Origin of the sequence: Streptomyces sp. PA03-5A (genome assembly GCF_033792725.1) — a bacterium.
In the GTDB taxonomy this organism is placed as follows: Bacteria; Actinomycetota; Actinomycetes; order Streptomycetales; family Streptomycetaceae; genus Actinacidiphila.
Window position 1 is genome coordinate 314,636 of record NZ_JARAVL010000002.1, and the last position, 23,198, is coordinate 337,833.

Sequence of the window (23,198 nt, forward strand, 5' to 3'; positions counted from 1 at the left end):
TACATGCCACGTCGCCGAGGAGGAGCCACCGCATGGCAGCGCACGACGGGCCCGCCCTGCCCGCCCTCGGCGGGCAGCGCACCGGCAGTTACCGCGAACTCGTCGCGGACGCCCTGCGCGCGGCGCTGGTCGCGGGGGAGCTCCGCCCCGGCGAGGTGCACTCGGTGCCCGCGCTGGCGGCCCGCTTCGGCATCTCCGCCACGCCCGTCCGCGAGGCGCTGCTGGACCTGGCCAAGGAGGGGCTGCTCGACCCGGTGCCCAACAAGGGCTTCCGGGTGACCGCGGTGTCCGAGCGGCAGCTCGACGAGTACACCCACATCCGCTCGCTCATCGAGGTCCCGACCGTCACCGGCCTCGCCTCCACCGCCGACGCCACGGCGCTGGAGGCGCTGCGCCCGGCCGCCGAGGAGATCGTCACCGCCGCCGCGGCCGGCGACCTCATCGCCTACGTGGAGGCCGACCGCCGCTTCCACCTCGGGCTGCTCGCGCTCGCCGGCAACGAGCACCTGGTCGAGGTCGTCGGCGACCTGCGCAAGCGCTCCCGGCTGTACGGCCTCACGGCGCTCGCCGAGCGCGGCCTGCTGCGGGCCTCCGCCGAGGAGCACCTGGAGCTGCTGGACGCCCTTCTGGCCCGCGACGGCGCGACCGTACAGGCCGTCATGACCCGGCACCTCGGGCACGTCAGGGGCCTGTGGGCGCGATGACCGGCGCAGGCGCCGTGGGACCGGGACCGTTCTTCACCGTGCGCACCGGGCCGGGGGAGCCGCGGGCCGAGGGTTTCGTGCCGCTGGCGCAGGTGTACGCCGGGCGGCCGTCGCCCGAGCTCACCGGCCGTGTGGCGGAGGTCGGGCGGCGCCTGCGCACCTCCGAGCGGCGCGTCGCCGCCTCGCTGGCCCACCAGGGGCTGGCCGCACGGCTGTGGTCCGTCGCACTCGGACCGGCGGCGCTCACCGGCCGCATGCCCGACCTGTCCGGCGGACGCCTGTGGTGGCACCCCGGCCGGTCCACGCCGGACGAGCTGTGGCTGCCGGACGACGCCCCGGACGTGCCCGCGGGGCGGCTGCGCGAGGACGTCCTCCACGGCCACCTCGTGCCCCTCTGCGCGGCCGTGCACGCGGTGTCGGGCGTCGCGCCCGGACTGCTGTGGGGCAACGCCGCCTCGGCCCTCGCCGGCACCCTGCGGGTGCTGCACTCCTGGTGCCTGGGGGAGGGCGCGCGCCCCGACGCGGCCGCCCGCGCCGTCGCGCTGACGGAGGAACTGACGGCGGACCCGCTGCTGCGCGACGCCGGCGACCTTCGGCTCACCGGGACCGGCGCGCCCGCCTACGCACGCCGCAGCTGCTGCCTGTACTACCGCGTGCCCGGCGGCGGGCTGTGCGGGGACTGCGTGCTGCGCTGAGGGCGGGAAGGGTGCCCTTCGTTCGGCCCCTCGACCAGGAACTATCTACGTGGGCAGAGAAGTTGATGATGTGAAAAGCTGTCGTCAGCGGTGCCGGGTCAGGGCCCGGACGGCCGCCGAGAGGAGCGCAGCGTGATGGAGAACGGCTTCCGCGCCGAGGAGATCGACACCGGCAGGCCGCACCCCGCGCGGATCTACGACTACCTGCTGGGCGGCAAGGACAACTACGAGGTGGACCGCACGGCCGCCGACGCGCTCGCCGCCGTCGCGCCCGAGGTGAGGATCGGCGTCCGCGCCAACCGGGCCTTCATGCGCCGGGCCGTCCGGCACGTGGTCGGCAGCGGCGTCCGCCAGGTCCTCGACATCGGCACCGGCCTGCCCACCTCCCCCAACGTGCACGAGATCGCCCAAGAGGTGGCGCCGGACGTCCGCATCGCGTACGTCGACAACGACCCGATCGTGAACACGCACGCCAACGCCCTGCTCAGCCGCTCGGGCGCCACCAGCGTCGTGCTCGCCGACCTGCGCGACCCGCGGGCCGTCCTGGAGCACCCCGACGTCCGCCGGGTCATCGACTTCGACGAACCCGTCGCCCTGCTCCTCGTCGCCGTCCTCCACTTCCTCACCGACGCGGAGAAGCCCGCGGAGATCGTCGCCACCCTGCGCGACGCGCTCCCGGCCGGCAGCTACGTGGTGCTCTCGCACGCCACCGGCGACTTCGCCGACCGCAGCGACGCCCAGGCGGTCTACAACAAAGCCACCGCCACCTTGAACCTCCGCTCCCGCTCCGAGGTCGAGCGGTTCTTCGACGGTCTCCAGCTGGAGGACCCGGGCCTTGTCCAGGTCCCCTTCTGGCGCCCCGACGCCCCGGTCCCGCCCCGCTCCGCCGAGATCGGCTTCTACGGCGGCGTGGCCCGCCGCGGCTAGCGGGACCCCGCCCCTCAGGCGGGCCGGTCCAGACGCGCGGCGAGGACCCGGGCCCTGGCCTGCTGGACCGCCCCCGCCTGGGAGGCCGCGAAGCGCAGCAGGCCGGGGGGCGTGCGCAGGTGCAGGGTGTCGGTGACGAGGCTGCCGGCCCCGTCGCGGTCGATGGCGAAGCGGTAGCCCATGCGGACCCGCGCGGGGCTGCGCACCTCGCCGGAGATCTCGGCGGAGTGCGGCAGGCGGTCCGGGACGGCGACGAGCGTGACGTCGATGACGTTGTCGTGCCGCAGCAGGCCGAGGAAGCGGAACCGCTCCACGGCCGTGTAGCGCACGGTCCCGCCGCTCCGGCGCACGTCGCGGACGTCGACGAGGAGCGGCGACAGGCCGATGTAGTGCGACGGCTCCGCCAGGTGCGCGAAGACCTCCTCCGGCGGCGCGGCTATCCGGAAGGTGTGCTTCAGTTCGGCGGACGGCATCCCGGACCCCTCCTCGACACGGCGCGCGGCACGGTGATCCTCCCACCGCGCAGCCCCGTACGCGCCTCATTCGGCACCCGGGAACGGGAAAGCCGTCAGCCGGCTCTGGGGTGGGAGGATCCTCCCGGAGGGGCGCGTAGGGACATGTTCGAACTGATGGCGTGGCTGGCCGAGCGCGGAGTCGCGACCGTGTTCAAGGCTCGTCAGCGGTGGACCGCTCGGCGAGGACTCGTTCTTCCGCGCGGACATGGCCACGGCGGATGCATGCCTTGACGCGGTGCTCGCTCACCTGGAGAGCAAGGGAATGTCGCCGTTCGCATGACCAGGAAGAGGGTGTTCAAGGAAGGCTCGGCCGAAGGCAATTTTGGTCAGAGCACGGTCAGTTGACCGGTGCCTTATGAGCGCTTGGCCGGCCGGGACAACGTCGAAGCGATCCTGGAGGCCCTGCCTTTGCGTGCCCGCCGTGAGCTTCGGCAGATCGTCGCGCTGCTCGACGAGGAATTCGAGCGGCGGACGCACCTACCGACCCGACAGGCGTCGGTGCCACCAACCGGCCCCGAACCTCACCGGCGCCGTGGGATCCGGCACCGCCCGGCGCCGAACGCACGGGGCCGTCGACCGCGTCTTCCGGATGAGGAAGGACGCAGGCGACGGCCCCGGTACGGCCCCGGAGGGGATGCAGGTGCTGTGACCTGCGGCGTTCTTAGATGTCGAAGTAGAGCTCGAACTCGTGCGGGTGCGGGCGCAGCGCGATCGGCGCGATCTCGTTGGTCCGCTTGTAGTCGATCCAGGTCTCGATCAGGTCGGAGGTGAACACCCCGCCCTGGAGGAGGAACTCGTGGTCGGCCTCGAGGGACTCCAGGACCGCCGACAGCGAGGTCGGGACCTGCGGGACGCCCGCGTGCTCCTCGGGGGCGAGCTCGTACAGGTCCTTGTCGACGGGCTCGGCCGGCTCGATCTTGTTCTTGATGCCGTCGAGGCCGGCCAGCAGCAGCGCCGAGAAGGCCAGGTACGGGTTGCCGGAGGAGTCCGGGGCGCGGAACTCGATGCGCTTGGCCTTGGGGTTCGCACCCGTGATCGGGATGCGGATGGCCGCGGAGCGGTTGCGCTGCGAGTAGACCAGGTTGACCGGGGCCTCGAAGCCGGGGACCAGGCGGTGGTAGGAGTTCACCGTGGGGTTGGTGAAGGCCAGCAGCGCCGGGGCGTGCTTGAGGATGCCGCCGATGTAGTAGCGGGCGGTGTCGGACAGGCCCGCGTAGCCCTGCTCGTCGTAGAACAGCGGGGCGCCGTTGGTCCACAGCGACTGGTGGACGTGCATGCCGGAGCCGTTGTCACCGAAGATCGGCTTGGGCATGAAGGTCGCGGTCTTGCCGGCACGCCAGGCGACGTTCTTCACGATGTACTTGAAGAGCATCAGGTCGTCGGCCGCGGCGAGCAGCGTGTTGAACTTGTAGTTGATCTCGGCCTGGCCGGCGGTGCCCACCTCGTGGTGCTGGCGCTCGACCTGCAGGCCGGACTTGATCAGCTCCAGGGTGATCTCGGCGCGCAGGTCGGCGAAGTGGTCGACCGGCGGGACCGGGAAGTAGCCGCCCTTGTACTTGACCTTGTAGCCGCGGTTGTCCTGCTCCGCACCGCTGTTCCAGGCGCCGGCCTCGGAGTCGATGTGGTAGAAGGACTGGTTCGCGCTGGTCTCGAAGCGGGCGCTGTCGAAGACGTAGAACTCGGCCTCGGGGCCGAAGTACGCGGTGTCGGCGATGCCGGAGGAGGCGAGGTAGGCCTCGGCCTTCTTCGCCACGTTCCGCGGGTCACGGCTGTACTGCTCGCCGGTGATCGGGTCGTGGATGAAGAAGTTGACGTTGAGCGTGGAGTCCTTGCGGAACGGGTCCAGCTTGGCCGTGGACAGGTCCGCGATCAGCGCCATGTCGGACTCGTGGATGGCCTGGAAGCCGCGGATCGAGGAGCCGTCGAACATCAGCTGCTCGTCCGGGTCGAAGGACTCGACCGGGACCGTGAAGTGCTGCATCACACCGGGCAGGTCGCAGAACCGGACGTCCACGAACTTGACGTCGTTGTCCGAGATGAACTTCTTCACCTCGTCGGCGTTTTGGAACGACATCCAACTCCTCCTTGGCCCGGCCCGGGAGGCCGGATTGCAGCTCATGGGTGCGACCAGTGCGGTGGCGCACGTTGGTGCCGACCATAGAGATCGGGCATTTCCCTCTCGTGACCCATTTGTTTCTTGCAGGTTAACCGAGCCGCCGCACGGGTGCCGGGTCGGACGCGGGCGCCCCGGGGCGGGGGGTTACCGTGGAGCCGTGGACAACAGGGATGTCATCGGATCGTGGATCGAGGGCCCGAAGGCCGCCGCGGAGCGGATGGGCGTCGACTTCGGCTACCGCGGGCAGCGCCTCGGGCTGCCCGAGGAGGGCCCCGGCTCGATCGCCCCGGTCGGGCGGCGCATCGGGGCCCTCTTCATCGACTGGGGCCTGTGCGCGGTGATCGCATACGGGCTGATCGCGCACCGTGACGCGGCCGCGGCCAATCCGTGGACCACGGTGGTCTTCGGCCTCATGAGCGTGCTGCTGCTGGGCACCATCGGCACCACCCCGGGCAAGCGCCTGCTGCGGCTGCGCGTGGTCCGGCAGGACGGCGGGCGGCTGGGCATGGGCGCCGCGGCGCTGCGGACGCTGCTGCTCCTGCTGGTCATCCCGGCGGTGGTCTGGGACCGCGACACCCGCGGCATGCACGACCGGGCCGTGAAGGCGGTCCAGATCCGGATGTGACCGCGGCTGCGGATGTGACCGCGGCGCACACCACGCGAAGTGCCCCGGACGAATCGATTCGTCCGGGGCACTCCGCGTTCCGTTTCGTATGCGATCAGCGGCCCTTCGGCATCCGCATCCCCTTGGGGAGCGGGCCCTTCGGCACCGGCATGTTGCTCATCAGGTCGCCCAGTGCCCGCAGCCGGTCGTTGACCTCGGTGACCTTGGGGCCGGGCAGGACCCGCGGCAGCTTCAGCAGGGTGGTGCGGATCTTCTTCAGCGGCACCTGGCCCTCGTCGTTGCCCACGACGAAGTCGGTGACCGGGACGTCGACGACGATGCGCGCCATCTTCTTCTTCTCGGAGGCCAGCAGGCCCTTCACCCGGTTCGGGTTGCCCTCGCCGACCAGGACGATGCCGGCCTTGCCGACCGCGCGGTGCACGACGTCCTGGCTACGTGTCATCGCCACCGCGGGCGTCACCGACCAGCCGCGGCCGACGTTGTCCAGCACCGCCGCCGCTGCGCCGGGCTGTCCGTCGAGCTGGCCGAACGCGGCCTTCTCGGCACGCCGCCCGAAGATGACCGCCATCGCCAGCAGGGCCAGCAGGAAGCCCAGGATGCCCGCGTAGATCTCGTGACCGATCAAGAAGCCGATGGCGAGGATGACACCGAAGGTGACGATTCCCACAGCCGCAAGGACGAGACCGACCTTGGAGTCGACCCGCCTGGTCATCTTGTAGGTCTGGGCGATCTGCTTGAGGCGCCCAGGGTTGCTCTCGGATGTTTCCCTCGCCATGCCGCACAGGATACGTGGCCCGCGCGTCCCGGGCCCCACCGGAGGGGGTCCGGTTTTCGCCCGGAGGCTCTGCCGGGGTCTAGAGGACGTCGCCGCGCGGGGCGCGCGAGGAGACCAGGGCGTCCATCACGTGCTGGGCGTCGCGGCGGTCCTTGGCGCGCTTGCGGTCCTCCAGGACGGCGGACCAGGCGTTGCGGCGGGCCGTCTCCTCCGCGCCGCGGAACAGGAAGTACTCCACGGCGCGCAGCGCGCCGGCGGCGGCGCCGGGGATGGTGGTGCTCTGGCGGTGGAGGTGTGCGGCCTCGGCCTGCATGGTGGTGTCCCCCTCAGGACGGCTCAGACGCGGGTGGATGTTCCGCTCATCCAGAGTCACCACATTGTGTTACCAGTCCGTGACCGGTCGGTCAAACCGTCGTGAAACCCCGGCGGTGGCTTTGCGCCGTCCTCCGCGGACGTACGGCACGTCAGGGACGCGTCAGGGGCCCCCGGGGGAGCCCCTGACGTGACGAACCGCACGTTCCGGCGGTGATCCGGAGGTCACCGCAGCGTGATCAGACCGCCTGTGCGGCGACGACCTCGCCGCGCTCGCCGCGGCGCTCGACGGCCTGCTGGAAGAGCCGGCCGGCCCGGTACGAGGAGCGCACGAGCGGGCCCGACATGACACCGGCGAAGCCGATCTCCTCGGCCTCCTCCTTCAGCTCCACGAACTCCTGGGGCTTCACCCAGCGCTCCACCGGGTGGTGCCGCAGGCTCGGACGCAGGTACTGGGTGATGGTGATCAGCTCGCAGCCCGCGTCGTGCAGGTCCTGCAGCGCCTGGCTGACCTCGGCGCGCTCCTCGCCCATGCCGAGGATGAGGTTGGACTTGGTCACCAGGCCCGCCTCGCGCGCCTTGGTGATGACCTCCAGCGACCGCTCGTAGCGGAAGCCGGGGCGGATGCGCTTGAAGATCCGCGGCACGGTCTCCACGTTGTGGGCCAGCACCTCGGGGCGGGCGCCGAAGACCTCGGCGAGCTGCTCGGGCACCGCGTTGAAGTCGGGGATCAGCAGCTCGACCTTGGTGCGGCCGTCGGCCCGCTCGGCGGTCATGGCGTGGATCTGCCGCACGGTCTCGGCGTACAGCCAGGCGCCGCCGTCCTCCAGGTCGTCGCGGGCGACGCCGGTGATCGTGGCGTAGTTCAGGTCCATGGTGACGACGGACTCGCCGACGCGGCGCGGCTCGTCACGGTCGAGGGCCTGCGGCTTGCCGGTGTCGATCTGGCAGAAGTCGCAGCGCCGGGTGCACTGGTCGCCGCCGATGAGGAAGGTGGCCTCGCGGTCCTCCCAGCACTCGAAGATGTTGGGGCAGCCCGCCTCCTGGCACACCGTGTGCAGACCTTCGCGCTTCACCAGGCCGTGCAGCTCGGTGTACGCGGGACCCATCTTGGCCCGGGTCTTGATCCACTCGGGCTTGCGCTCGATGGGGGTCTGGCTGTTGCGGACCTCCAGACGCAGCATCTTGCGGCCTTCAGGTGCGACAGCGGACACGTCCGACTCCCTCTCGCGGCTTCATTTCCTTGGTGAACATCAGCGTACGCCTGTGGATTCCTGGACGGCCCGGGGGAGCGGCTCGGCCGACTCCAGGACCAGCCGCAGGTGCTTCTCGACCACCGGGAGGACCTCGGCGACGGCGACCTCGCGACCCAGCTCGTTGCTGAGCGAGGCCACCCCGGCGTCCCGGATGCCGCACGGCACGATCCGGTCGAACCAGGTGTTGTCGGGGTTGCAGTTGATCGCGAAGCCGTGCATCGTCACGCCCTTCGCGACGCGGATGCCGATGGCGGCGAGCTTGCGGTCCTCGCGGCGCTGGCCGGCGTTGGACGGGGCGTACTCGGGGCCCGAGAGGCGGGGGTCGAACTCGTCGTCCTGCAGCCGGGGGTCGAAGTCCAGGGTCAGCCCCGGGATCACCGGCGGCCGGTCCTCGATCGGGTCGCCCAGCACCCACACGCCGCTGCGGCCCTCCACCCGGGTGGTCTCCAGGCCGAACTCGGCGCACGCGTTGATCAGCGCCTCCTCCAGGCGGCGCACGTGCGCGACCACGTCCACCGGGCGCGGCAGCTTCAGGATGGGGTAGCCGACCAGCTGGCCCGGCCCGTGCCAGGTGATCTTGCCGCCGCGGTCGACGTCCACCACGGGGGTGCCGTCCAGCGGACGCTCGCTGTCCTCGGTGCGGCGGCCCGCGGTGTAGACGGGCGGGTGCTCCAGCAGCAGGCACGTGTCGGGGATCTCGTCGGCGAAGCGCGCGGCGTGCACGCGCCGCTGCTCCTCCCACGCCTCCAGGTACTCCACCGCGTCCTCGCCGAAGCCCAGGTGGACGAAGCGCAGGTCACTCACGGCCGCTCCCTTTGTGGTCCTTTGCGGCGCCCCTCCACGAGTCAAGAGCGCCCCAGCAACTGTACGTCCGGTCAGGTGGTGTCCCGCACGGGGCCGGGGGCTTAGCACCCGACGAAGGGCAAAGGAAGCGTTCTGCCGATATGTGGGTGCAGATTCACCCGATACAGCGAATGCGAGGCGCTCGGGTGGTGAGTGAGTCGATACAGAACGTTACATTCGCGCCGTTCTGCGGATGGCTCCGGGGGCCGCGGGCGGTGGACACCGCTCCGGACGCCCGCGGCGCCGCGCACCCGCGCAGCCGGACACCCGCAACTCCGCAACTCGCACGCCCGCACGCCCGGAAGGCAGGGGACCGCACCACTGATGTCCGACCGTTCCTCGCAGCGCCCCCCGAACCGTCAACTGGCCGCCCTGATCGCCGAAGCCGGGTTCTCCAACGCCGGGCTCGCCCGTCGGGTGGACCAGCTCGGCATCGAGCACGGTCTGGATCTGCGGTACGACAAGACCTCCGTCACCCGGTGGCTGCGCGGCCAGCAGCCCCGGGGCACGACGCCCGCACTCATCGCCGAGGTCTTCACCCGGCGGCTCGGCCGGCGGCTGTCCGCCCACGACCTCGGCCTCGACGCCGTCGCCCCGGTCTACGCGGGACTGGAGTACGCCTCCTCCCCGGAGGAGGCCGTGGAGATCATCTCCGGGCTGTGGCGGAAGGACACCGGGAACCAGGCCGACCTCCGCAAGATCGCGTTCACCCCCGCGGGACTGGTCGTCCCCAGCCGTGACTGGCTGATCGGCAGGGCGGACGACCGGGTGGGGCGCGGCCCCGAGCCGGGCACCGGCCCCTCCGGTCCAGGTCCCGGCCACGGCGGCGGTCCGGGGGCGGCGCGGCTGCCGGCCCAGCGCGCGGGGGGCGGGTCACGCGGGGCGCCCGCACCGGTCGTGGTCGCCGCGCCCGCGGTCTTCGGGGGCACCGGTCAGCGGGTCGGCGTGGGGGACATCGCCGCCCTGCGCTCCGTCGGTGAGCTCTTCCGCACCCTCGACAACGCCTACGGCGGCGGCCACGCGCGGCAGGCCCTCGTCCGTTACCTGGAGCACGAGGCCGAACCCATGCTGCGCGGCACCTACGGGGAGACCATGGGGCGCCGCCTGTTCGCGGCGGTCGCCGACCTCACCCGGCTCGCGGGGTGGACCTCGTACGACATCGGCGCGCACGGGCTCGCCCAGCGGTACTTCGTGCAGGCGCTGCGGCTCGCGCAGGCCGCCGGGGACCGGGTCTACGGGGGGTACGTCCTCGTCACGATGAGCCGCCAAGCGGTCTACCTCGGGCACGGCCGCGAGGCCGTCCAGCTGGCGCGGGTCGCCCAGCAGGGCGCCGCCGGCGGTGCCCCACCGGTCGTACAGGCGCTCTTCCACGCCGCCGAGGCACGCGGTCACGGACTGCTCGGCGAGGTCCGCGCCTGCACGGCGGCACTGGTGCGGGCCGAACGCGCCCTGGAGGCGGTCAGGAACGGCGACGACGTCCCGTCCTGGGCGCGCTTCTTCGACGAGGCCCAGCTCGCGGACGAGTTCGGCCACTGCCACCGCGACCTCGGCCAGTACCGCGCGGCCTCGCAGCATGCCGAACGCTCGCTGCAACTGCGCGGCCACGCGTACGCGCGCAGCCGCGTCTTCTGCCGCACGGTGCTGGCCGCCGCGCGCCTCGGCCTCGGCGAGGTCGACGCCGCCTGCGCCCTCGGCGCGGAGGCCATGCAGGCCGCGGTCGAGATGCGCTCGCTCCGTGCCGTCGAGTACGTCCGCGACTTCAGCCGCCGCCTCGAAACCCACCGCGACGCCGCCCCCGTCCGCGCCTTCCACGACCGCGCCGCCGCGCTGGGCGTCCCGGCGGGGTGACACCGGTCGGCGGCGCGGGGGGTGCCGCCGTCGAGGTCCGGCCCTGACGGGTTCCCGCCCCGGCGCGGTTCGCAGGGTTCCGCCGTGGTGCCGCGCCGGCGCGTGGGGTACAGGCTCCGGCGGTCGCAGGGGGTCCTGTACCGGCCCGGTGCGGTCCGTGGACCAGCGGGGGGAGCCCGCTGGCCTCAGGTGCCCCGGCCCAGGCTGCCGGGTGCACCGGACGGCGCCGCGGCCGGAGGGCGGCGCGCCCATGGGGCCGGAGAGCCGGGGGCCGGCGGGCGCCACTGCGCCGCGCCGGGTGTCTCGTGTGGAGAGGGAGCCCCCGGGGGTGCCGGGCCGCCGATCCGGCAGGTACGCGACGGTGGCGAGAGGGACCGCGCCGGTGCGCGGCCGCCGCTCTGCCGCCTCGGCGCTCCACCGCGACTCCGCCCCGTCCGCGCGTCCACGACCGGCGGTGTGCCCGCGACCCTGACGGGCCGGCGTCAGGGCAGGCCGCGCACGTCGGACCGGCTTCGGGCGGCGCAGGGCATGCCGCCCGTTCGGCGCCCGGCTGAGGCCGCGCAGCGCGTCCCATCAGACCGCGCGGTCCGACCCACGCCCTCCCCCGGGTGGCGGTCAGGCGGCCAGGGGTTCGGCGGGGGGCGCCGGGGGGAGGCCGACGTCGCGGAGGAGGCGCTGGGCCGCGCGGCGGCCGGAGAGCAGGGCGCCCTGGACGGTGCTGGTGTCCCGGTGGTCGCCGCAGACGTAGAGGCCCTGCAGGATCCGCACCGGGCGGCGCAGGTCGTGCGGGGCCGTCATCGCGGGGAGCGCCTCGGCGTCGTGGTGGACGGCGAGCAGCTCCCACGCCGCCGTGGACGTGCCGTAGAGCTCCGCGAGGTGGGTCCGGACGGCGATGTCGTCCGGGACGGGGGCGGCGGCGCGGCCGAGCAGTACGGAGGTGACCAGGGCGCGGCCCACGGGGGCGCGGGAGGGGTCGACGAGGCTGGCCGGAAACGTGTGGGAGACCGGCCCGCGCCGGTCCGCGTCGAGGACGAGCGCGGGCTGCTTCAGCGGTGCCGCGGGCGCGGCGTGGTGCAGGACGGTGACGCCGTGGAAGGCGGGGACCCGCAGCCCCGGCAGCAGTCCGGCCGCCGCGCGGGCCCCGGTGGCGACGACCACGGCCCGGCACGGGATCTCGTCCCCGCCCGCGGTGCGGACGCCGTTGGTGGCCGCGGCGACCGCCCGCACCCCGGTGCAGACCGTCCCGGGCGGCAGCGCGGCCACCAGGGCCTGCGGCACCGTCACGGCGCCGCCCGCCGGCAGGCACGTACGGCCGAGCGCGAAGCCGCGCAGGACCAGGTCGGCGACCCGGCTGGACGTCGTGAGGTCCGGGTCGCAGAGCAGCGCGGACAGCAGCGGCCGCAGGTACCCGTCGACCGTGCGGGGTGCGAAGCCGCGCGAGGCGAGGGCGGCGGCGGCCGTGGTCTCGGGACGGTCCAGGAGGCGCTCGACGGGGGCGTCGGCCAGGCGGTTGAGGGCCGCCCGCAGCCGGGCCTTGTCCAGGGGCGAGCCGATGGGCGCCCGCGCGGCGGCGAGTGCGCCGCGCGGGTCGCCGACGCGGTAGCCGCGGCCGGCGGCCCGTACCAGGACGCCGGGGGAGAGCGGCCGCAGCTGCAGGCCCCGCAGGACCGCGGTGCGGCGCAGCTCCGGGTAGGAGGTGCTGAGCAGTTGTGGACCCCTGTCGAGGAGGAAGCCGTCGACCTTCTCGGTCGCCATGCGGCCACCGACCCGGTCCTCGGCCTCCAGCACGGTGACGGTGAGCCCCGCACCGGTGAGGTGATGTGCCGCGGAGAGCCCGGCGAGGCCGGCTCCGATCACGCACACGTCCGTAGGTGAACCCGTAGAGCGTGCTGTAGAGAGCACGATGCCCCTCCCCGAGGTCGGCACGTTTCCCCGCTCGCGTCAGCTGGCGCTGGAACCGTCATGCCCACTCACGCGCCAACTGATGCCGGAAAATGGCTGTGGGTGGCATTCAGTGCCTTTCTTCGGCCAGTGCGGCGCGGATCGCCTCGTCGATCCCGGGGTGGGTGTGGGTGAACCCGGAGTCGAGCAGCACCCGCGGCACCGCACGGGTGCTGCCGAGGATCTCGGTGGCGAACTCCCCGACGACCGTGCGCAGTACGGGTCCGGGGACCGCGAACACCGTGGGCCGGCCCAGCACCCGTCCCATCGCCCGGGTCACCTCGGCGTTGGTCAGCGCTTCGGGCGCGCACAGGTTGACCGGCCCGGAGACGGACCCGGTGTCGACGATGTGGCGCAGCGCCGCGATCTGGTCGTGCAGGGAGATGAAGCTCCAGTACTGGCGGCCGTCGCCGAGCCGGCCGCCCAGGCCCGCCTTGAAGAGCGGGAAGAGCCGGCCCCACGCCCCGCCCCTGCCGGAGACGACCAGACCGGTGCGGGCGAACGCCGTGCGGACGCCGGCGTCGCGGGCCGGGCCGGCGGCGGCCTCCCAGTCGCGGCAGACGGAGGGGAGGAAACCGGTGCCCAGCGGGGCGCCCTCGTCGACGCGGCGGTCGCCGGTGTCGCCGTACGCGGTGATGCCGGAGCCGCTGACGAGCACCCGCGGTGGGGTGTCCAGGGAGGCGAGGGCCCGCGCGAGGGTGTCGGTGCCCCGCACGCGGCTTTCGCGGATGGTCCGCTTGTAATCGTCCGTCCAGCGGTGGTCGCCGACCCCGGCGCCGGCGAGGTGGACGACGGCCTCCACGCCCGCGAGTCCCGCGGTGTCGATCGTGCCTTCCCATGGGTCCCAGCGCACTTCGTCCGGCCCGGACGGCTCGCGCCTGACGAGGCGTACGACCTCGTGCCGGTCGGAGCGCAGGGAGCGGACCAGGGCGGAGCCGATGAGGCCGGACGAACCGGTGATGGCGATGCGCATGGGGACATCGTCGCGCGGAACGGCCCCCGTGGTGTGGGAAGGTGACCCGCATGTCCGACCTCCGCGTGCGCCCGGCCCAGCTCTCCGACGACCCCGCGCTCGTCCGTCTGGAGCGGGCGACCTGGTCGACCCTGCACGCGGTGCGGCCGCCCCGGGAGGAGAACGAGGACTTCTTCAGCGAGCGCTGGGGCCCGGACGCGTTCCTGGTGGCGGAGGCCGACGGCCGCGTCGCCGGCTTCGTCGGGGTGGCGCCGCCGACGCCGCTGGCCTCCAACGCCCACGTGCGCCAGATCCAGGGCCTGGCGGTCGACACCTGGGCGCGGGGCCGCGGGGTGGGGCTGGAACTCGTCCTGGCGGCCGTGGCGGAGGCCCGCCGGCAGGGCGCGGTGCGCGTCACGCTGCGGGTGCTGGGCCACAACACCCCGGCCCGGCGGCTGTACGAGGCGGCCGGGTTCACCGTGGAGGGCGTCCTGCGGGGGGAGTTCCTGCTGGACGGCGTCTACGTGGACGACGTGTGCATGGGGCGCCGGGTCTGACGGGTCACCCGGTACGGCCCGGCGGCGCGGGACGCCGGGCGCCCGGCCGACGCGGTCCGGCTCAGCCGAAGCGTTCCCAGAGCCGGGGGAATCGTTCCGCCACCGCGGCCGTGTTCTCGAAGTCGATGTAGACGCCCTCCGGCTCGGCGGGCTGCGGCGGCAGGTCCAGGTCCGGCAGCCGGACCCCGGTGAGCTGCTCGTACGCCTCGTCCGCCGCGTAGCCGAGGTCCTCCGCGTCGCCGTCGACCTCGGGGTCGAAGGAGTCGGTCATCTCCGCGAGGCTGTCGGGGTCGTGGACGGCACCCTCGAAGACGTGCCGGCCCTGGCCGATGAGCCAGCACCGGAAGAAGTCGAAAGCGTCGTCGCCGGCGCCGCCCAGCATGAGGTCGGCGGCGCCCCACACGTCCCAGCGGTAGGCCCGGTTGAAACGGCTCTCGAAGTGCCGCGCGAAGTCGACGACGGACTCCGGGTCGAGCTGGGTCAGCCGTTCCACCAGGAGGTCGGCGTGCTCCTCCGGGTCGCCCCCCGCTGCCTCACGCGTGCTGTCGACGATCTCCCAGAACTCCGTCTCGTCCATCACCGCTCCAGCATCCTGGCTGCGGCCCTCCGACGCACGCGGAACACGGCAGACGCGGCCCCGTGTCGCGGGCCGCACCGCACGGCCCTCAGGCGTAGACGGCGGCCATGGCGCGGACCGCGTCGGCCAGCCGCTCGCGCAGGGCCGGCGGGCCGAGCACCTCGGCGTCGGGGCCGAGGGAGAGGAGTTGTTCGTAGGCGACGTCCTGGCTCTCGACGGGGAGCGTGACGGTCACCCGCCCCCGTGCGTCCGGCGGCGCGGCGGCCGCGAGGGCCTCGCGGGCCGCGGTGCGGTCGGCGGCGTACGGCAGGCGGCGGGCGCCGTCGGGCGTCAGGCGCAGGACGACCTCGTCGCGGAGCACCGAGCGGGCGAACTCGGCGGCCCGGGCGTCCCAGAACGCGGGGAGGTCGAAGTCCGGGTCCCTGCTGAAACGATCCTCCGTCGGCTCCGCCGCGGTGAACCGGTCCACCCGGTAGACCCGGACGTCCGCGCCGCAACGCGCCACCGCGTACCAGACGCCCCCCTTGAGCACGAGGCCGTACGGATCCAGCGCGCGCTCCACCTCCATCTCCGCCTCCCCGCGCCGGTATCGGGCCCGCAGCCGCCGGTCCCCCCACACCGCCTCGGCGAGCGCCGGCAGCAGCCGCGGCGTCTGCGGTTCCTGCCACCAGCCCGGCGCGTCCAGGTGGAAGCGCTGTGCCGCCGCGCGCGGCGCGTCCCGCAGTTCGGGCAGCAGGGCGGCCGAGACCTTCAGGCGGGCCGAGGAACCGGCGTCGTGCAGGCCCATGGCCCGCAGCGCGGCGGGCACCCCGGACAGGAAGAGCGCCTCCGCCTCCGCGCGGGCCAGCCCGGTCAGCCGGGTGCGGTAGCCGTCGACCAGCCGGTAGCCGCCGGCGCGTCCCCGTTCGGCGTAGACCGGCACCCCCGCCTCCGACAGGGCCAGTACGTCCCGGCCGACGGTGCGCTCGGACACCTCCAGGGCCTTGGCGAGTTCGGTGGCCGTCATCGACTCGCGGGACTGGAGCAGGAGGACGAGGTGGATCAGTCGTGCCGCACGCATGCCCCGAGGCTATGCGGTCGCCGTGGGCACCGGGACGGGGCCGGTCCGGGAGGTCCGGACCGGCCCCGCCGGAGCCCGCTGCGTGCGCGTCAGCGCGGGGGGAAGGTCACCGCAGCGTGCAACCCGCCAGGGCGGCCGGGCCGGTGGGGACGGTGGCGCCCCGGCGGGAGCAGGGGACGGTGACCCGCGGTCACCGCCCGGCGGTGGTCGGCCTCGCCGATCCGCCGTCGCTGCAGGGCGCGTTCGGCGGCATCCGGCTCCCCGGGCCCTGCCCCCTTCCGTACGTACGCCGGGCCCGGACCGTTCAACGGGCGGGGGAGTTGCCGGAGAACGGCCGAGGCCCCAGCCCGGAGGGGGCTGGGGCCTCGGCCGTCGTACGGTCCCGCGAGGACTCCGGTCGGTTACAGACCGAGGTCGCCCTCGAACTCGCCGGCCTCGAGACGGGCCTTGACGTCGTTCAGGTAGCGGGCGGCGTCCGCGCCGTCGACCAGCTGGTGGTCGTACGACAGGGTCAGGTACGCCACGTCGCGGATCGCGATGGTCTCACCCAGGTCCGGGTGGTTGATCACGATCGGGCGGCGCACGGTGGCGCCGATGCCGAGCTCGGCGACCTGCGGGTAGTTCACGATGATCGTGTCGAACAGCGCACCGCGCGAGCCGGTGTTGCTGATCGTGAACGTGCCGCCGGACAGGTCGTCCGGGCTGATCTTCTTGTTGCGGACCTTGCCGGCCAGCTCGGCGGTCTTCTTGGCGATGCCGGCCAGGCTCAGGTCGCCGGCGCCCTTGATGACCGGGACCATCAGGCCCTGCTCCGAGTCCACCGCGATGCCGACGTTCTCGGCGTCGTGGTAGGTGACGGTGCCGTCGTCGTTGATCTTGGCGTTGATGACCGGGTGGGCCTTCAGCGCCTCGGCGGCGGCCTTCACGAAGAACGGCATCGGCGAGAGCTTGACGCCCTCGCGGGCCAGGAAGGACTCCTTGGCCCGGGCCCGCAGCTTCATGATCTTGGTGACGTCCACCTCGACCACGGTCGACAGCTGCGCCTGGCTGTGCAGGGCCTTCATCATGTTCTCGGCGATGACCTTGCGGATGCGGGTCATCTTGACGGTCTGCCCGCGCAGCGCGGCGGCGGCGGCCGGCACCGTGACGCCCGCGGCCGGGGCCGGGGCGGTCGGCGCGGCAGCGGCGGCCTTGGCTGCCTCGGCGGCGGCCAGGACGTCCTGCTTGCGGATGCGGCCACCGACACCGGTGCCCTTGACCGAGGCGAGGTCCACGCCGTTCTCGGCGGCGAGCTTGCGCACCAGCGGGGTCACGTACGCGCCCTCGTCGGTCGGCGCGGTCGCCGAGGGGGCGGCCGGGGCGGCCGCGGCGGCGACGGGCCCGGCCGGGGCCGTGACGGGCGGAGCCGGCGCGACGGGGCAGTTCCGCGGCATGTGGCTGGCGACGGTCGCCAACCGCGACTGGCCCTCGGCCCGCGGGCTGTCGGCCCGTCAGCAGCACGACGAACTCGTCGGCTTCCTCGACCTCGCCGTCGAGCGGCGCCTCAACGCGGTCGTCATGCAGGTCCGGCCGACCGCCGACGCGCTGTGGCCATCCCCGTACGAGCCCTGGTCGGAGTTCCTGACCGGTGTCCAGGGGCGGGACCCCGGCTGGGACCCGCTCGGCACGGCCGTGGCGGAGGCGCACGCGCGCGGGCTGGAACTGCACGCCTGGTTCAACCCGTTCCGCGTCGCCACCCACGACGACCCGGAACGGCTCTCCCCGGACCACCCGGCCCGGGTCAACCCCGACTGGCTCGTCGCCTACGGCGGCAAGCTCTACTACAACCCGGGGATCCCCCAGGTGCGGCGCTTCGTGCAGGACGCCATGCTCGATGCCGTCCGCCGCTACCCCGTCGACGGGGTGCACTGGGACGACTACTTCTACCCCTATCCGGTCGCCGGCCGGCACTTCGACGACGACGACGCCTTCGCCCGGTACGGGGAGGGCTTCGACGACCTCGCGTCCTGGCGGCGCGACAACATCGACCTGCTCGTCAGCGAGACCGCCGCCCGCATCCGGGCGCTCCGCCCCGCCACCCGCTTCGGCGTCAGCCCCTTCGCCGTCTGGCGCAACCGCCGCACGGACCCGCGCGGCTCCGACACCCGCGGCGGGGTCCAGACGTACGACGACCTCTACGCCGACACGCGCGGCTGGGTCCGCAAGGGCTGGATCGACTACATCGTCCCGCAGGTGTACTGGCACATCGGCTTCGACGTCGCCGACTACGCCACGCTCGTGCCCTGGTGGGCCCAGGTCGTCGACGGCACCCGCGTCCAGCTCTACATCGGCGAGGCCCTGTACCGCGCGGGCGCCGCGGGCGAGGCCAAGGCCTGGCAGGACCCGGCCGAACTCTCCCGCCACCTCGAACTGGACCGGAACCATCCCCAGGTGCTCGGCAACGTCTTCTTCTCCGCCAAGGAGGTCGCCGCCGACCCCATCGGCGCGATGTCCCGGGTCGTCGCCGACCACTACACGACGCGGGTCCGCACGCCCCGCCCCTGACCGGGGGCGCGGGAGCCGTCGAGCGGGACCGCGGCCGCATGGTGCGACGGCCGCGGTCCGGCACGATCCGGTGCGGAACGGTTCAGCGGGTCGGGGTCGCGCCCCGCCCGTGCTCCACCGTCGAGTCCGGTCCTGGGGACAGGATGCACTCGTGCCCGTCGTCGTACCGGACGCGGTACGGCGGCTCGCCCTCCTGCCCCATGACCTCGACGATCTCGGCCACCTTGTCGTGCTGGCCGACTACCCGCCCGTGCTGCCTGACCCGGTCACCCTTGTTCGCGTGCATCGGTAGACCTCCTGAGAACTCGGCGGTCCGCAGCCTTGCCCCTCCAGTCTAGGTTCGGGCGTCCGCTCCGCACCCTCTGGAACGCCGCCCGGGGCTCAGTCCGGCCGCAGGCCGAGTTCCGCCAGCATGCGCGGGTCGGGGGTGCGCCGGTAACCCGCCCACAGCGGGCCGCCGCAGGCGTGCAGCACCGCGTCGACCGCCGCGGCGAAGGGCTCGCGCGGGCCGCCGCGGACGAGATCCCGGTAACCGCCGAGCAGGAGCCCCGCGAGCTCGGGCTCGGCCTCGCGCAGCCGGCGCGGCAGCCACTTGCCGCCACCGCGCCAGTGGCCGCGCGTAGCAAGCAGCAGCTCGGCGGCGCGGTCCAGCAGGGCAGCGGCCACGGCGAGGAGTTCCTCCTCGTCCCGGGCGCCGAGGAGGTCGTCGCGCAGGTCGGTGACGGCGTAGCGCCGGTGGTCGCGCTCGGCGTCCGGGACGGCGGGCGGCCCGGCGGCGAGGATGCGCTCCGCCGTGTCGCGCAGCCGGGCGACGGTGCCGTCGCGGTCGAGCAGGACGACGCCCCGCGCGCACATGAACGCCATCGTGCCGCTGCCGCGGTCGCGGTCCCACCCCATGAAGGCAGGCAGCGACTCGGTGGTGTGCACGAAGAGCTCGACCGGCCAGGAGCCCCAGGTGAACGATTCCGCGTGGCACCCGGCGGGCGGATCGAGGACGACGACCACGTCCAGGTCGGACGTCGCCGTCCCCTCACCGCGGGCCGTGGACCCGCCCAGGAAGCCCGCCAGGGCGTCGGGGAAGCGTTCTGCGAGCAGGGCGCGGGCCGCGCCGACCGGATCGTCCATGGTCGGACCCTACGCCCCGCTCACCACGGGGTTCAGAACGGGTAGTGCGCCTGCTGCGTGGCCAGGGTGACCCAGCGGGTGTTGGAGAACGCCTCCAGGCCCCAGCGGCCGCCGAAGCGGCCGTAGCCGGAGGCCTTGAAGCCGCCGAACGGCGCCTGCGGTTCGTCCGCCACGGACTGGTCGTTGACGTGCACGATGCCGGTGCGCAGCCGGCGGGCGACGGCGAGCCCGTGGGTGCCGTTCTCCGTGATGACGCCCGCGGTCAGACCGTGGTCGGTGTCGTTGGCCAGGGCCACGGCCTCGTCGTCGTCGGCGAAGGAGGCCACGGTGACGACGGGGCCGAAGGCCTCCCCGTAGTAGACCTCCGCGTCCTTGGGCACGTCCCGCAGCACGGTGGCCGGGTGCACCGCGCCGTCCGGCTCACCGCCGCCGGTCAGCACGGTGGCGCCCTTGGCGACCGCGTCCCGCACCAGCTCCGCGACGCGCCGCGCGGAGGCGGAGCTCACCAGCGGGCCGATCACGGTGTGCGGGTGCGAGGGGTCGCCCGAGGGCAGCGTGCCGACCTTGGCGGCGAACTTGGCCGTGAACTCCTCGGCGAGGCTCTCGTGGACGAGGATCCGGTCGCCGGACATGCAGATCTGCCCGGAGTTGAGGAAGACGCCGAAGACGGCGGCGTCGACGGCGTAGTCCACGTCGGCGTCGTCCAGCACGACGATCGCGTTCTTGCCGCCGAGCTCCAGCACGGCGGGCTTGAGGTGGCGCGCGGCATGGGTGCCGATGATCCGCCCGACCTCGGTCGACCCGGTGAAGTTGACGATGCGGACCCTCGGGTCGGCGATGAGGGCCTCGGCGACCTCCGCCGCGTCCTCACGGGCGTTGGTCACCACGTTCAGCACGCCGTCGGGCAGCCCGGCCTCGCGCAGCACGTCCGCGACGAACAGGCCGCAGGCCACCGGGGCGTCCTCGCTCGGCTTCACCACCACCGTGTTGCCCGCCGCCAGCGGCGCGGCGACCGCGCGGACACCCAGGATGACCGGGGCGTTCCACGGAGCGAAGGCGCCCACGACGCCGACCGGCTCGCGCACCGCCATGCCGAGGACGCCCTCCTCCTGCGCGCTGAGCACCTCACCGCGCGGCGCGGTGATGGCGGCGGCCACCTCGCGCAGGATGTTGGCGGCCAGCCCGACGTTGAAGTACGCCCAGGGGCGCGTGCCGCCGGCCTCGTGCGCCATGATCTCGGCGGCCTGCTCGGTGCGGGCCTCCAGCAGGTCGGCCGCGGTCAGGAAGATCTTGCGCCGTGCGAACGGGCTGAGCGCCGCCCACTCCGGGAACGCGGCCTCGGCCGCGTCCACCGCCCGGGTGATGTCCTCCGCACCCCCGGCGGCCACGGTCGCGTACACCTCCCCGGTGAAGGGGCTCACGTCCTCGGCCGTGCGTCCGGAGACGGCCGGGACGTCCTTGCCGCCGATCAGCAGTTCGCGGGTGATGGTCATGGCAGCCCCTGTCTGGCACGCGAACGCCCTCGTTCGCACAGTGAACTATCGTTCATTGAACGTTTGAGCACCGAGTCTGCGACGCGCCCACGGCGCTGTCAACGGACCGGAACGCGCTTTGTGGAGGTGGCGGGAGCCAGCCCGCGCCGGGGTCCGGCCTTCGCTCCGCGAGGCGACGGTGGCCTGCGCCCGGTCCGCCGGAAGGCCGGGACGGCGCTCGGGCCGCGGCTCCCGAAGATCGGTCCTCGGCGCGTCGTCAACCCGCCGTCGGGAGAGACGGCACCTGCGAGGAGGTGGCCGCCGCCCGGCGAGCGCTCACGGCGCGGCGCGCCGGGGAGAGCGCGAAGCGGCGCTGCACCGTGAAGCTGACGGACTCGGGATCATCGGTCGCCCAGGCGATGACGACGAGGGGGAACGGGGCCGGCAAGTAGCCGCGCGCGGGGGCGACCGGCGGCTGCGCCGGTCGGCCGCCTGGCAGACGGCGCGGGTACCCCCAGCGGTGCCCAAGCCGCCGGCGGGTCCGGGTGGCGAGCCGGAACGACGCCGCCCCGCGCGGTGGGCGCGGGGCGGCGTACGGAGGCGAGAGGGGGACGTCAGGCGTCGGCGCCGCCGGCGCGCTCCGCGTCGCGCTCCTTGAGGCGTGCGGCCTCCTTGCGGACCTCGGCCTGGGTGGCGCGCTCCTTCTGCAGCCACTCGGGCTCTTCCTGCTTCAGGGCCTCGATCTGCTCCGTGGTGAGCGCCTCGGTGACCCCGCCGCGGGCGAGGCCGGAGTTGGAGATGCCCAGCTTCGCCGCCACCACCGGGCGCGGGTGCGGGCCGTTGCGGCGCAGCTCCCGGAGCCACTCGGGCGGGTCGGCCTGCAGTGCGTTCAGCTCGTCGCGCGACACGACGCCCTCCCGGAACTCGGCGGGGGTGGCCTCGAGGTACACACCCAGCTTCTTCGCCGCCGTGGCGGGCTTCATGGTCTGGGCGGATTGGTGCGACGTCATGCCTCAAGGATATCGATCGCGGGAGCGGTCCCCGACCGGCGCCGGGGTAGCCTGGCCGGATGACCGGCTCGGAAGCTCCCCCCTCGTTCCGCCTCGCCTACGTCCCGGGCGTGACCCCCGCCAAATGGGTGCGGATCTGGCAGGAACGGCTGCCGGACGTCCCGCTCGAGCTCGTCATGGTCACGGCCGCCGAGGTCCCCGGGATGCTCCGCGGCCTCGACGCGGACGCGGGCTTCGTACGGCTGCCGATCGACCGGACGGACCTCAGCGCCATCCCCCTCTACACGGAGACGACGGTCGTCGTCGTCCCCAAGGACCACCTCGTGGCGGCCGCCGAGGAGGTGTCGCTGGCGGACCTGGCCGACGACGTGGTGTTCCACCCCCTCGACGACACCCTGGAGTGGGAGCAACCCCCCGGGCGGCCCGCGATCGAGCGCCCGGCCACGACCGCGGACGCCGTCGAGCTCGTCGCGGCGGGCGTGGGGGTGCTGGTCGTGCCGCAGTCGCTGGCGCGCCTGCACCACCGCCGCGACCTCACCTACCGCACGGTGGTCGACGCCCCGCAGTCGCGGGTGGCCCTGTCGTGGCGCGAGGACACCACGACCGACCGGGTCGAGGACTTCATCGGCATCGTGCGCGGCCGCACCGTCAACAGCACCCGCGGCCGCACCCAGGCCCAGCCGCAGCCGAAGAAGCAGCGCCCCGAGGAGGGGGCGGCGCGCCGCAAGCCGGCGGCGGGCAGGTCGTCCGGCCGTACGTCCGCCAAGACCCCCCGCCCCGCGAAGCGCGGCAAGCCCCGCCGCCGCTCGTAGACGCGGTGAGGGCACGCGGCCGCCACCGGCCGGAGGTCCGGACGCCGACCGGGGTGCCGAGACTCGCCGGACTCCGGGGCGCCCCACCGGCCCCAGGGCGGCTGTGACGACGAACGACAGTTGGCGGATCTGACATCCATCAGCAGTGGCCGCGATGCGACGAGGCCGTTGCCGGTGCCGGGGCCGCCGACCAGCCCCACCCCGAGAGCCAGGTCGGCCCCGTACGGGGTGCGCCGCGGGGATTCTGCGGTCGGCTGGGCGACCACGCTGAACGCGTCCACCAGGTAGGCGGCCCAGGGAGCTGCCGTCTCGTAGATCTCGTAGCGGCCTGGTGAACACTCTCTCAGCGTCTTCTCCAGGTACCGTCCGGACCCAGGGCCGATCTCCAACACCGTGTCCGGGTTGGCAGCGAAGACGCCGAGGGCGCGATGTTCGTCGACGGTGGACTGGGTTGACTTCGCCCAGGTCTTGTCACCTCGGACGCAGGGCCAAGCGCGTGGCGCGCAGAGGTCGGACAGGGTTCGGGCCGGGA

The 23,198-nt window shown here is 73.7% G+C and carries 22 protein-coding genes and 2 pseudogenes; 8 read left to right on the forward strand and 16 right to left on the reverse strand.

Annotated features, from left to right (window positions below):
• Positions 1 to 32 precede the first annotated feature (32 nt).
• From PV410_RS04020 to PV410_RS04030, 3 genes are all read left to right on the forward strand, one after another.
• On the forward strand, positions 33 to 704 hold the full coding sequence (locus tag PV410_RS04020; RefSeq protein ID WP_500322329.1) for a GntR family transcriptional regulator: 672 nt from the start codon (positions 33 to 35) through the stop codon (positions 702 to 704).
• Positions 701 to 1,399, forward strand: coding sequence for a (2Fe-2S)-binding protein (locus PV410_RS04025; RefSeq protein ID WP_500322331.1), 699 nt, complete (start codon positions 701 to 703; stop codon positions 1,397 to 1,399). Before PV410_RS04020 ends, PV410_RS04025 begins: the two co-directional genes overlap by 4 nt.
• 135 nt (positions 1,400 to 1,534) lie before the next feature.
• Positions 1,535 to 2,326 carry an SAM-dependent methyltransferase gene (locus PV410_RS04030; RefSeq protein ID WP_500322403.1) on the forward strand — a complete coding sequence of 264 codons (792 nt, stop codon included), beginning with the start codon at positions 1,535 to 1,537 and terminating at the stop codon, positions 2,324 to 2,326.
• Between the two features lie 14 nt (positions 2,327 to 2,340).
• Here the strand turns inward: PV410_RS04030 and PV410_RS04035 are convergent, their stop codons facing one another.
• Positions 2,341 to 2,799 (reverse strand): SRPBCC family protein, encoded by a 459-nt coding sequence (locus tag PV410_RS04035; RefSeq protein WP_500322332.1) that lies wholly within the window; start codon positions 2,797 to 2,799, stop codon positions 2,341 to 2,343.
• 703 nt (positions 2,800 to 3,502) lie between these two features.
• Positions 3,503 to 4,915 carry a type I glutamate--ammonia ligase gene (gene glnA / locus PV410_RS04040; protein WP_499511463.1) on the reverse strand — a complete coding sequence of 471 codons (1,413 nt, stop codon included), beginning with the start codon at positions 4,913 to 4,915 and terminating at the stop codon, positions 3,503 to 3,505.
• Positions 4,916 to 5,114: 199 nt separating this feature from the next.
• Between glnA and PV410_RS04045 the strand changes: the two genes are divergently transcribed.
• A complete protein-coding gene (locus tag PV410_RS04045) occupies positions 5,115 to 5,582 on the forward strand; it encodes an RDD family protein (RefSeq protein ID WP_500322333.1) in 468 nt (155 codons plus the stop codon).
• Between the two features lie 94 nt (positions 5,583 to 5,676).
• Here PV410_RS04045 and PV410_RS04050 read toward each other — a convergent pair whose 3' ends face one another.
• The 4 genes from PV410_RS04050 to lipB all read right to left on the reverse strand — a co-directional run bounded on the left by PV410_RS04050 (position 5,677) and on the right by lipB (position 8,729).
• On the reverse strand, positions 5,677 to 6,357 hold the full coding sequence (locus tag PV410_RS04050) for a DUF4191 domain-containing protein (RefSeq protein ID WP_500322334.1): 681 nt from the start codon (positions 6,355 to 6,357) through the stop codon (positions 5,677 to 5,679).
• Positions 6,358 to 6,436: 79 nt separating this feature from the next.
• Positions 6,437 to 6,670, reverse strand: a complete 234-nt coding sequence (locus PV410_RS04055; RefSeq protein WP_499516811.1) for an SCO2195 family GlnR-regulated protein — start codon at positions 6,668 to 6,670, stop codon at positions 6,437 to 6,439.
• A gap of 238 nt (positions 6,671 to 6,908) precedes the next feature.
• Positions 6,909 to 7,883, reverse strand: a complete 975-nt coding sequence (gene lipA / locus PV410_RS04060) for a lipoyl synthase (protein WP_500322335.1) — start codon at positions 7,881 to 7,883, stop codon at positions 6,909 to 6,911.
• A 39-nt stretch (positions 7,884 to 7,922) separates the two neighbouring features.
• A complete protein-coding gene (gene lipB, locus PV410_RS04065) occupies positions 7,923 to 8,729 on the reverse strand; it encodes a lipoyl(octanoyl) transferase LipB (protein WP_500322337.1) in 807 nt (268 codons plus the stop codon).
• Positions 8,730 to 9,092: 363 nt separating this feature from the next.
• Here lipB and PV410_RS04070 point away from each other — a divergent pair, with 363 nt between their 5' ends.
• The gene (locus tag PV410_RS04070; RefSeq protein ID WP_500322338.1) at positions 9,093 to 10,616 is read left to right on the forward strand and encodes an NsdA family TPR-like regulatory protein; all 1,524 of its coding nucleotides are present in this window, start codon (positions 9,093 to 9,095) and stop codon (positions 10,614 to 10,616) included.
• A 615-nt stretch (positions 10,617 to 11,231) separates the two neighbouring features.
• On the opposite strand, the gene PV410_RS04075 is transcribed toward PV410_RS04070, so the two are convergent.
• Both PV410_RS04075 and PV410_RS04080 read right to left on the reverse strand, forming a co-directional pair.
• The gene (locus PV410_RS04075) at positions 11,232 to 12,473 is read right to left on the reverse strand and encodes an NAD(P)/FAD-dependent oxidoreductase (protein ID WP_500322339.1); all 1,242 of its coding nucleotides are present in this window, start codon (positions 12,471 to 12,473) and stop codon (positions 11,232 to 11,234) included.
• A gap of 154 nt (positions 12,474 to 12,627) precedes the next feature.
• Positions 12,628 to 13,530, reverse strand: a complete 903-nt coding sequence (locus tag PV410_RS04080) for a TIGR01777 family oxidoreductase (RefSeq protein ID WP_500322341.1) — start codon at positions 13,528 to 13,530, stop codon at positions 12,628 to 12,630.
• A gap of 50 nt (positions 13,531 to 13,580) precedes the next feature.
• On the opposite strand from PV410_RS04080, the gene PV410_RS04085 reads away from it, so the two are divergent.
• Entirely contained in the window at positions 13,581 to 14,066 is a 486-nt protein-coding gene (locus PV410_RS04085) for a GNAT family N-acetyltransferase (protein WP_500322342.1), read from the forward strand.
• A 61-nt stretch (positions 14,067 to 14,127) separates the two neighbouring features.
• Here the strand turns inward: PV410_RS04085 and PV410_RS04090 are convergent, their stop codons facing one another.
• The 3 genes and pseudogenes from PV410_RS04090 to sucB all read right to left on the reverse strand — a co-directional run.
• Complete coding sequence (locus tag PV410_RS04090) at positions 14,128 to 14,643, reverse strand: DUF4240 domain-containing protein (RefSeq protein ID WP_500322344.1); 516 nt, start codon at positions 14,641 to 14,643, stop codon at positions 14,128 to 14,130.
• Between the two features lie 88 nt (positions 14,644 to 14,731).
• Positions 14,732 to 15,703 carry a helix-turn-helix transcriptional regulator gene (locus PV410_RS04095; RefSeq protein ID WP_500322345.1) on the reverse strand — a complete coding sequence of 324 codons (972 nt, stop codon included), beginning with the start codon at positions 15,701 to 15,703 and terminating at the stop codon, positions 14,732 to 14,734.
• Positions 15,704 to 16,104: 401 nt separating this feature from the next.
• Positions 16,105 to 17,040, reverse strand: a pseudogene (gene sucB, locus PV410_RS04100) (2-oxoglutarate dehydrogenase, E2 component, dihydrolipoamide succinyltransferase); the annotation flags it as partial.
• Here sucB and PV410_RS04105 point away from each other — a divergent pair.
• On the forward strand, positions 16,934 to 18,247 hold the full coding sequence (locus tag PV410_RS04105; RefSeq protein WP_500322346.1) for a glycoside hydrolase family 10-like protein: 1,314 nt from the start codon (positions 16,934 to 16,936) through the stop codon (positions 18,245 to 18,247). The pseudogene sucB and the gene PV410_RS04105 overlap by 107 nt on opposite strands.
• A gap of 82 nt (positions 18,248 to 18,329) precedes the next feature.
• Here PV410_RS04105 and PV410_RS04110 read toward each other — a convergent pair whose 3' ends face one another.
• The 4 genes from PV410_RS04110 to PV410_RS04125 all read right to left on the reverse strand — a co-directional run bounded on the left by PV410_RS04110 (position 18,330) and on the right by PV410_RS04125 (position 21,854).
• The gene (locus PV410_RS04110) at positions 18,330 to 18,533 is read right to left on the reverse strand and encodes a DUF1918 domain-containing protein (protein ID WP_499510881.1); all 204 of its coding nucleotides are present in this window, start codon (positions 18,531 to 18,533) and stop codon (positions 18,330 to 18,332) included.
• 95 nt (positions 18,534 to 18,628) lie between these two features.
• Positions 18,629 to 19,372, reverse strand: coding sequence for a nucleotidyltransferase domain-containing protein (locus tag PV410_RS04115; RefSeq protein ID WP_500322348.1), 744 nt, complete (start codon positions 19,370 to 19,372; stop codon positions 18,629 to 18,631).
• 32 nt (positions 19,373 to 19,404) lie between these two features.
• Complete coding sequence (locus PV410_RS04120; RefSeq protein WP_500322349.1) at positions 19,405 to 20,865, reverse strand: aldehyde dehydrogenase family protein; 1,461 nt, start codon at positions 20,863 to 20,865, stop codon at positions 19,405 to 19,407.
• Positions 20,866 to 21,458: 593 nt separating this feature from the next.
• Complete coding sequence (locus PV410_RS04125) at positions 21,459 to 21,854, reverse strand: DUF5997 family protein (RefSeq protein WP_500322350.1); 396 nt, start codon at positions 21,852 to 21,854, stop codon at positions 21,459 to 21,461.
• Between the two features lie 59 nt (positions 21,855 to 21,913).
• Here PV410_RS04125 and PV410_RS04130 point away from each other — a divergent pair, with 59 nt between their 5' ends.
• Entirely contained in the window at positions 21,914 to 22,666 is a 753-nt protein-coding gene (locus tag PV410_RS04130) for a LysR family transcriptional regulator substrate-binding protein (RefSeq protein ID WP_500322351.1), read from the forward strand.
• 239 nt (positions 22,667 to 22,905) lie between these two features.
• On the opposite strand, the pseudogene PV410_RS04135 reads toward PV410_RS04130, so the two are convergent.
• Positions 22,906 to 23,121, reverse strand: a pseudogene (locus PV410_RS04135) (hypothetical protein); the annotation flags it as partial.
• Positions 23,122 to 23,198 lie beyond the last annotated feature (77 nt).

Excerpts from the sequence above, each read along its gene's own strand:
- PV410_RS04090 (WP_500322344.1), bottom strand. The coding sequence starts at position 14,643 with ATGGACGAGACGGAGTTCTGGGAGATCGTCGACAGCACGCGTGAGGCA.
- PV410_RS04035 (WP_500322332.1), bottom strand. The coding sequence starts at position 2,799 with ATGCCGTCCGCCGAACTGAAGCACACCTTCCGGATAGCCGCGCCGCCG.
- PV410_RS04030 (WP_500322403.1), top strand. The coding sequence starts at position 1,535 with ATGGAGAACGGCTTCCGCGCCGAGGAGATCGACACCGGCAGGCCGCAC.
- PV410_RS04070 (WP_500322338.1), top strand. The coding sequence starts at position 9,093 with ATGTCCGACCGTTCCTCGCAGCGCCCCCCGAACCGTCAACTGGCCGCC.
- PV410_RS04105 (WP_500322346.1), top strand. The coding sequence starts at position 16,934 with ATGCGGCCACCGACACCGGTGCCCTTGACCGAGGCGAGGTCCACGCCG.
- PV410_RS04085 (WP_500322342.1), top strand. The coding sequence starts at position 13,581 with ATGTCCGACCTCCGCGTGCGCCCGGCCCAGCTCTCCGACGACCCCGCG.
- PV410_RS04125 (WP_500322350.1), bottom strand. The coding sequence starts at position 21,854 with ATGACGTCGCACCAATCCGCCCAGACCATGAAGCCCGCCACGGCGGCG.
- PV410_RS04055 (WP_499516811.1), bottom strand. The coding sequence starts at position 6,670 with ATGCAGGCCGAGGCCGCACACCTCCACCGCCAGAGCACCACCATCCCC.
- PV410_RS04120 (WP_500322349.1), bottom strand. The coding sequence starts at position 20,865 with ATGACCATCACCCGCGAACTGCTGATCGGCGGCAAGGACGTCCCGGCC.
- PV410_RS04020 (WP_500322329.1), top strand. The coding sequence starts at position 33 with ATGGCAGCGCACGACGGGCCCGCCCTGCCCGCCCTCGGCGGGCAGCGC.
- PV410_RS04050 (WP_500322334.1), bottom strand. The coding sequence starts at position 6,357 with ATGGCGAGGGAAACATCCGAGAGCAACCCTGGGCGCCTCAAGCAGATC.
- PV410_RS04025 (WP_500322331.1), top strand. The coding sequence starts at position 701 with ATGACCGGCGCAGGCGCCGTGGGACCGGGACCGTTCTTCACCGTGCGC.
- PV410_RS04110 (WP_499510881.1), bottom strand. The coding sequence starts at position 18,533 with ATGCACGCGAACAAGGGTGACCGGGTCAGGCAGCACGGGCGGGTAGTC.
- PV410_RS04080 (WP_500322341.1), bottom strand. The coding sequence starts at position 13,530 with ATGCGCATCGCCATCACCGGTTCGTCCGGCCTCATCGGCTCCGCCCTG.
- glnA (WP_499511463.1), bottom strand. The coding sequence starts at position 4,915 with ATGTCGTTCCAAAACGCCGACGAGGTGAAGAAGTTCATCTCGGACAAC.
- PV410_RS04095 (WP_500322345.1), bottom strand. The coding sequence starts at position 15,703 with ATGCGTGCGGCACGACTGATCCACCTCGTCCTCCTGCTCCAGTCCCGC.
- PV410_RS04115 (WP_500322348.1), bottom strand. The coding sequence starts at position 19,372 with ATGGACGATCCGGTCGGCGCGGCCCGCGCCCTGCTCGCAGAACGCTTC.
- PV410_RS04130 (WP_500322351.1), top strand. The coding sequence starts at position 21,914 with ATGACCGGCTCGGAAGCTCCCCCCTCGTTCCGCCTCGCCTACGTCCCG.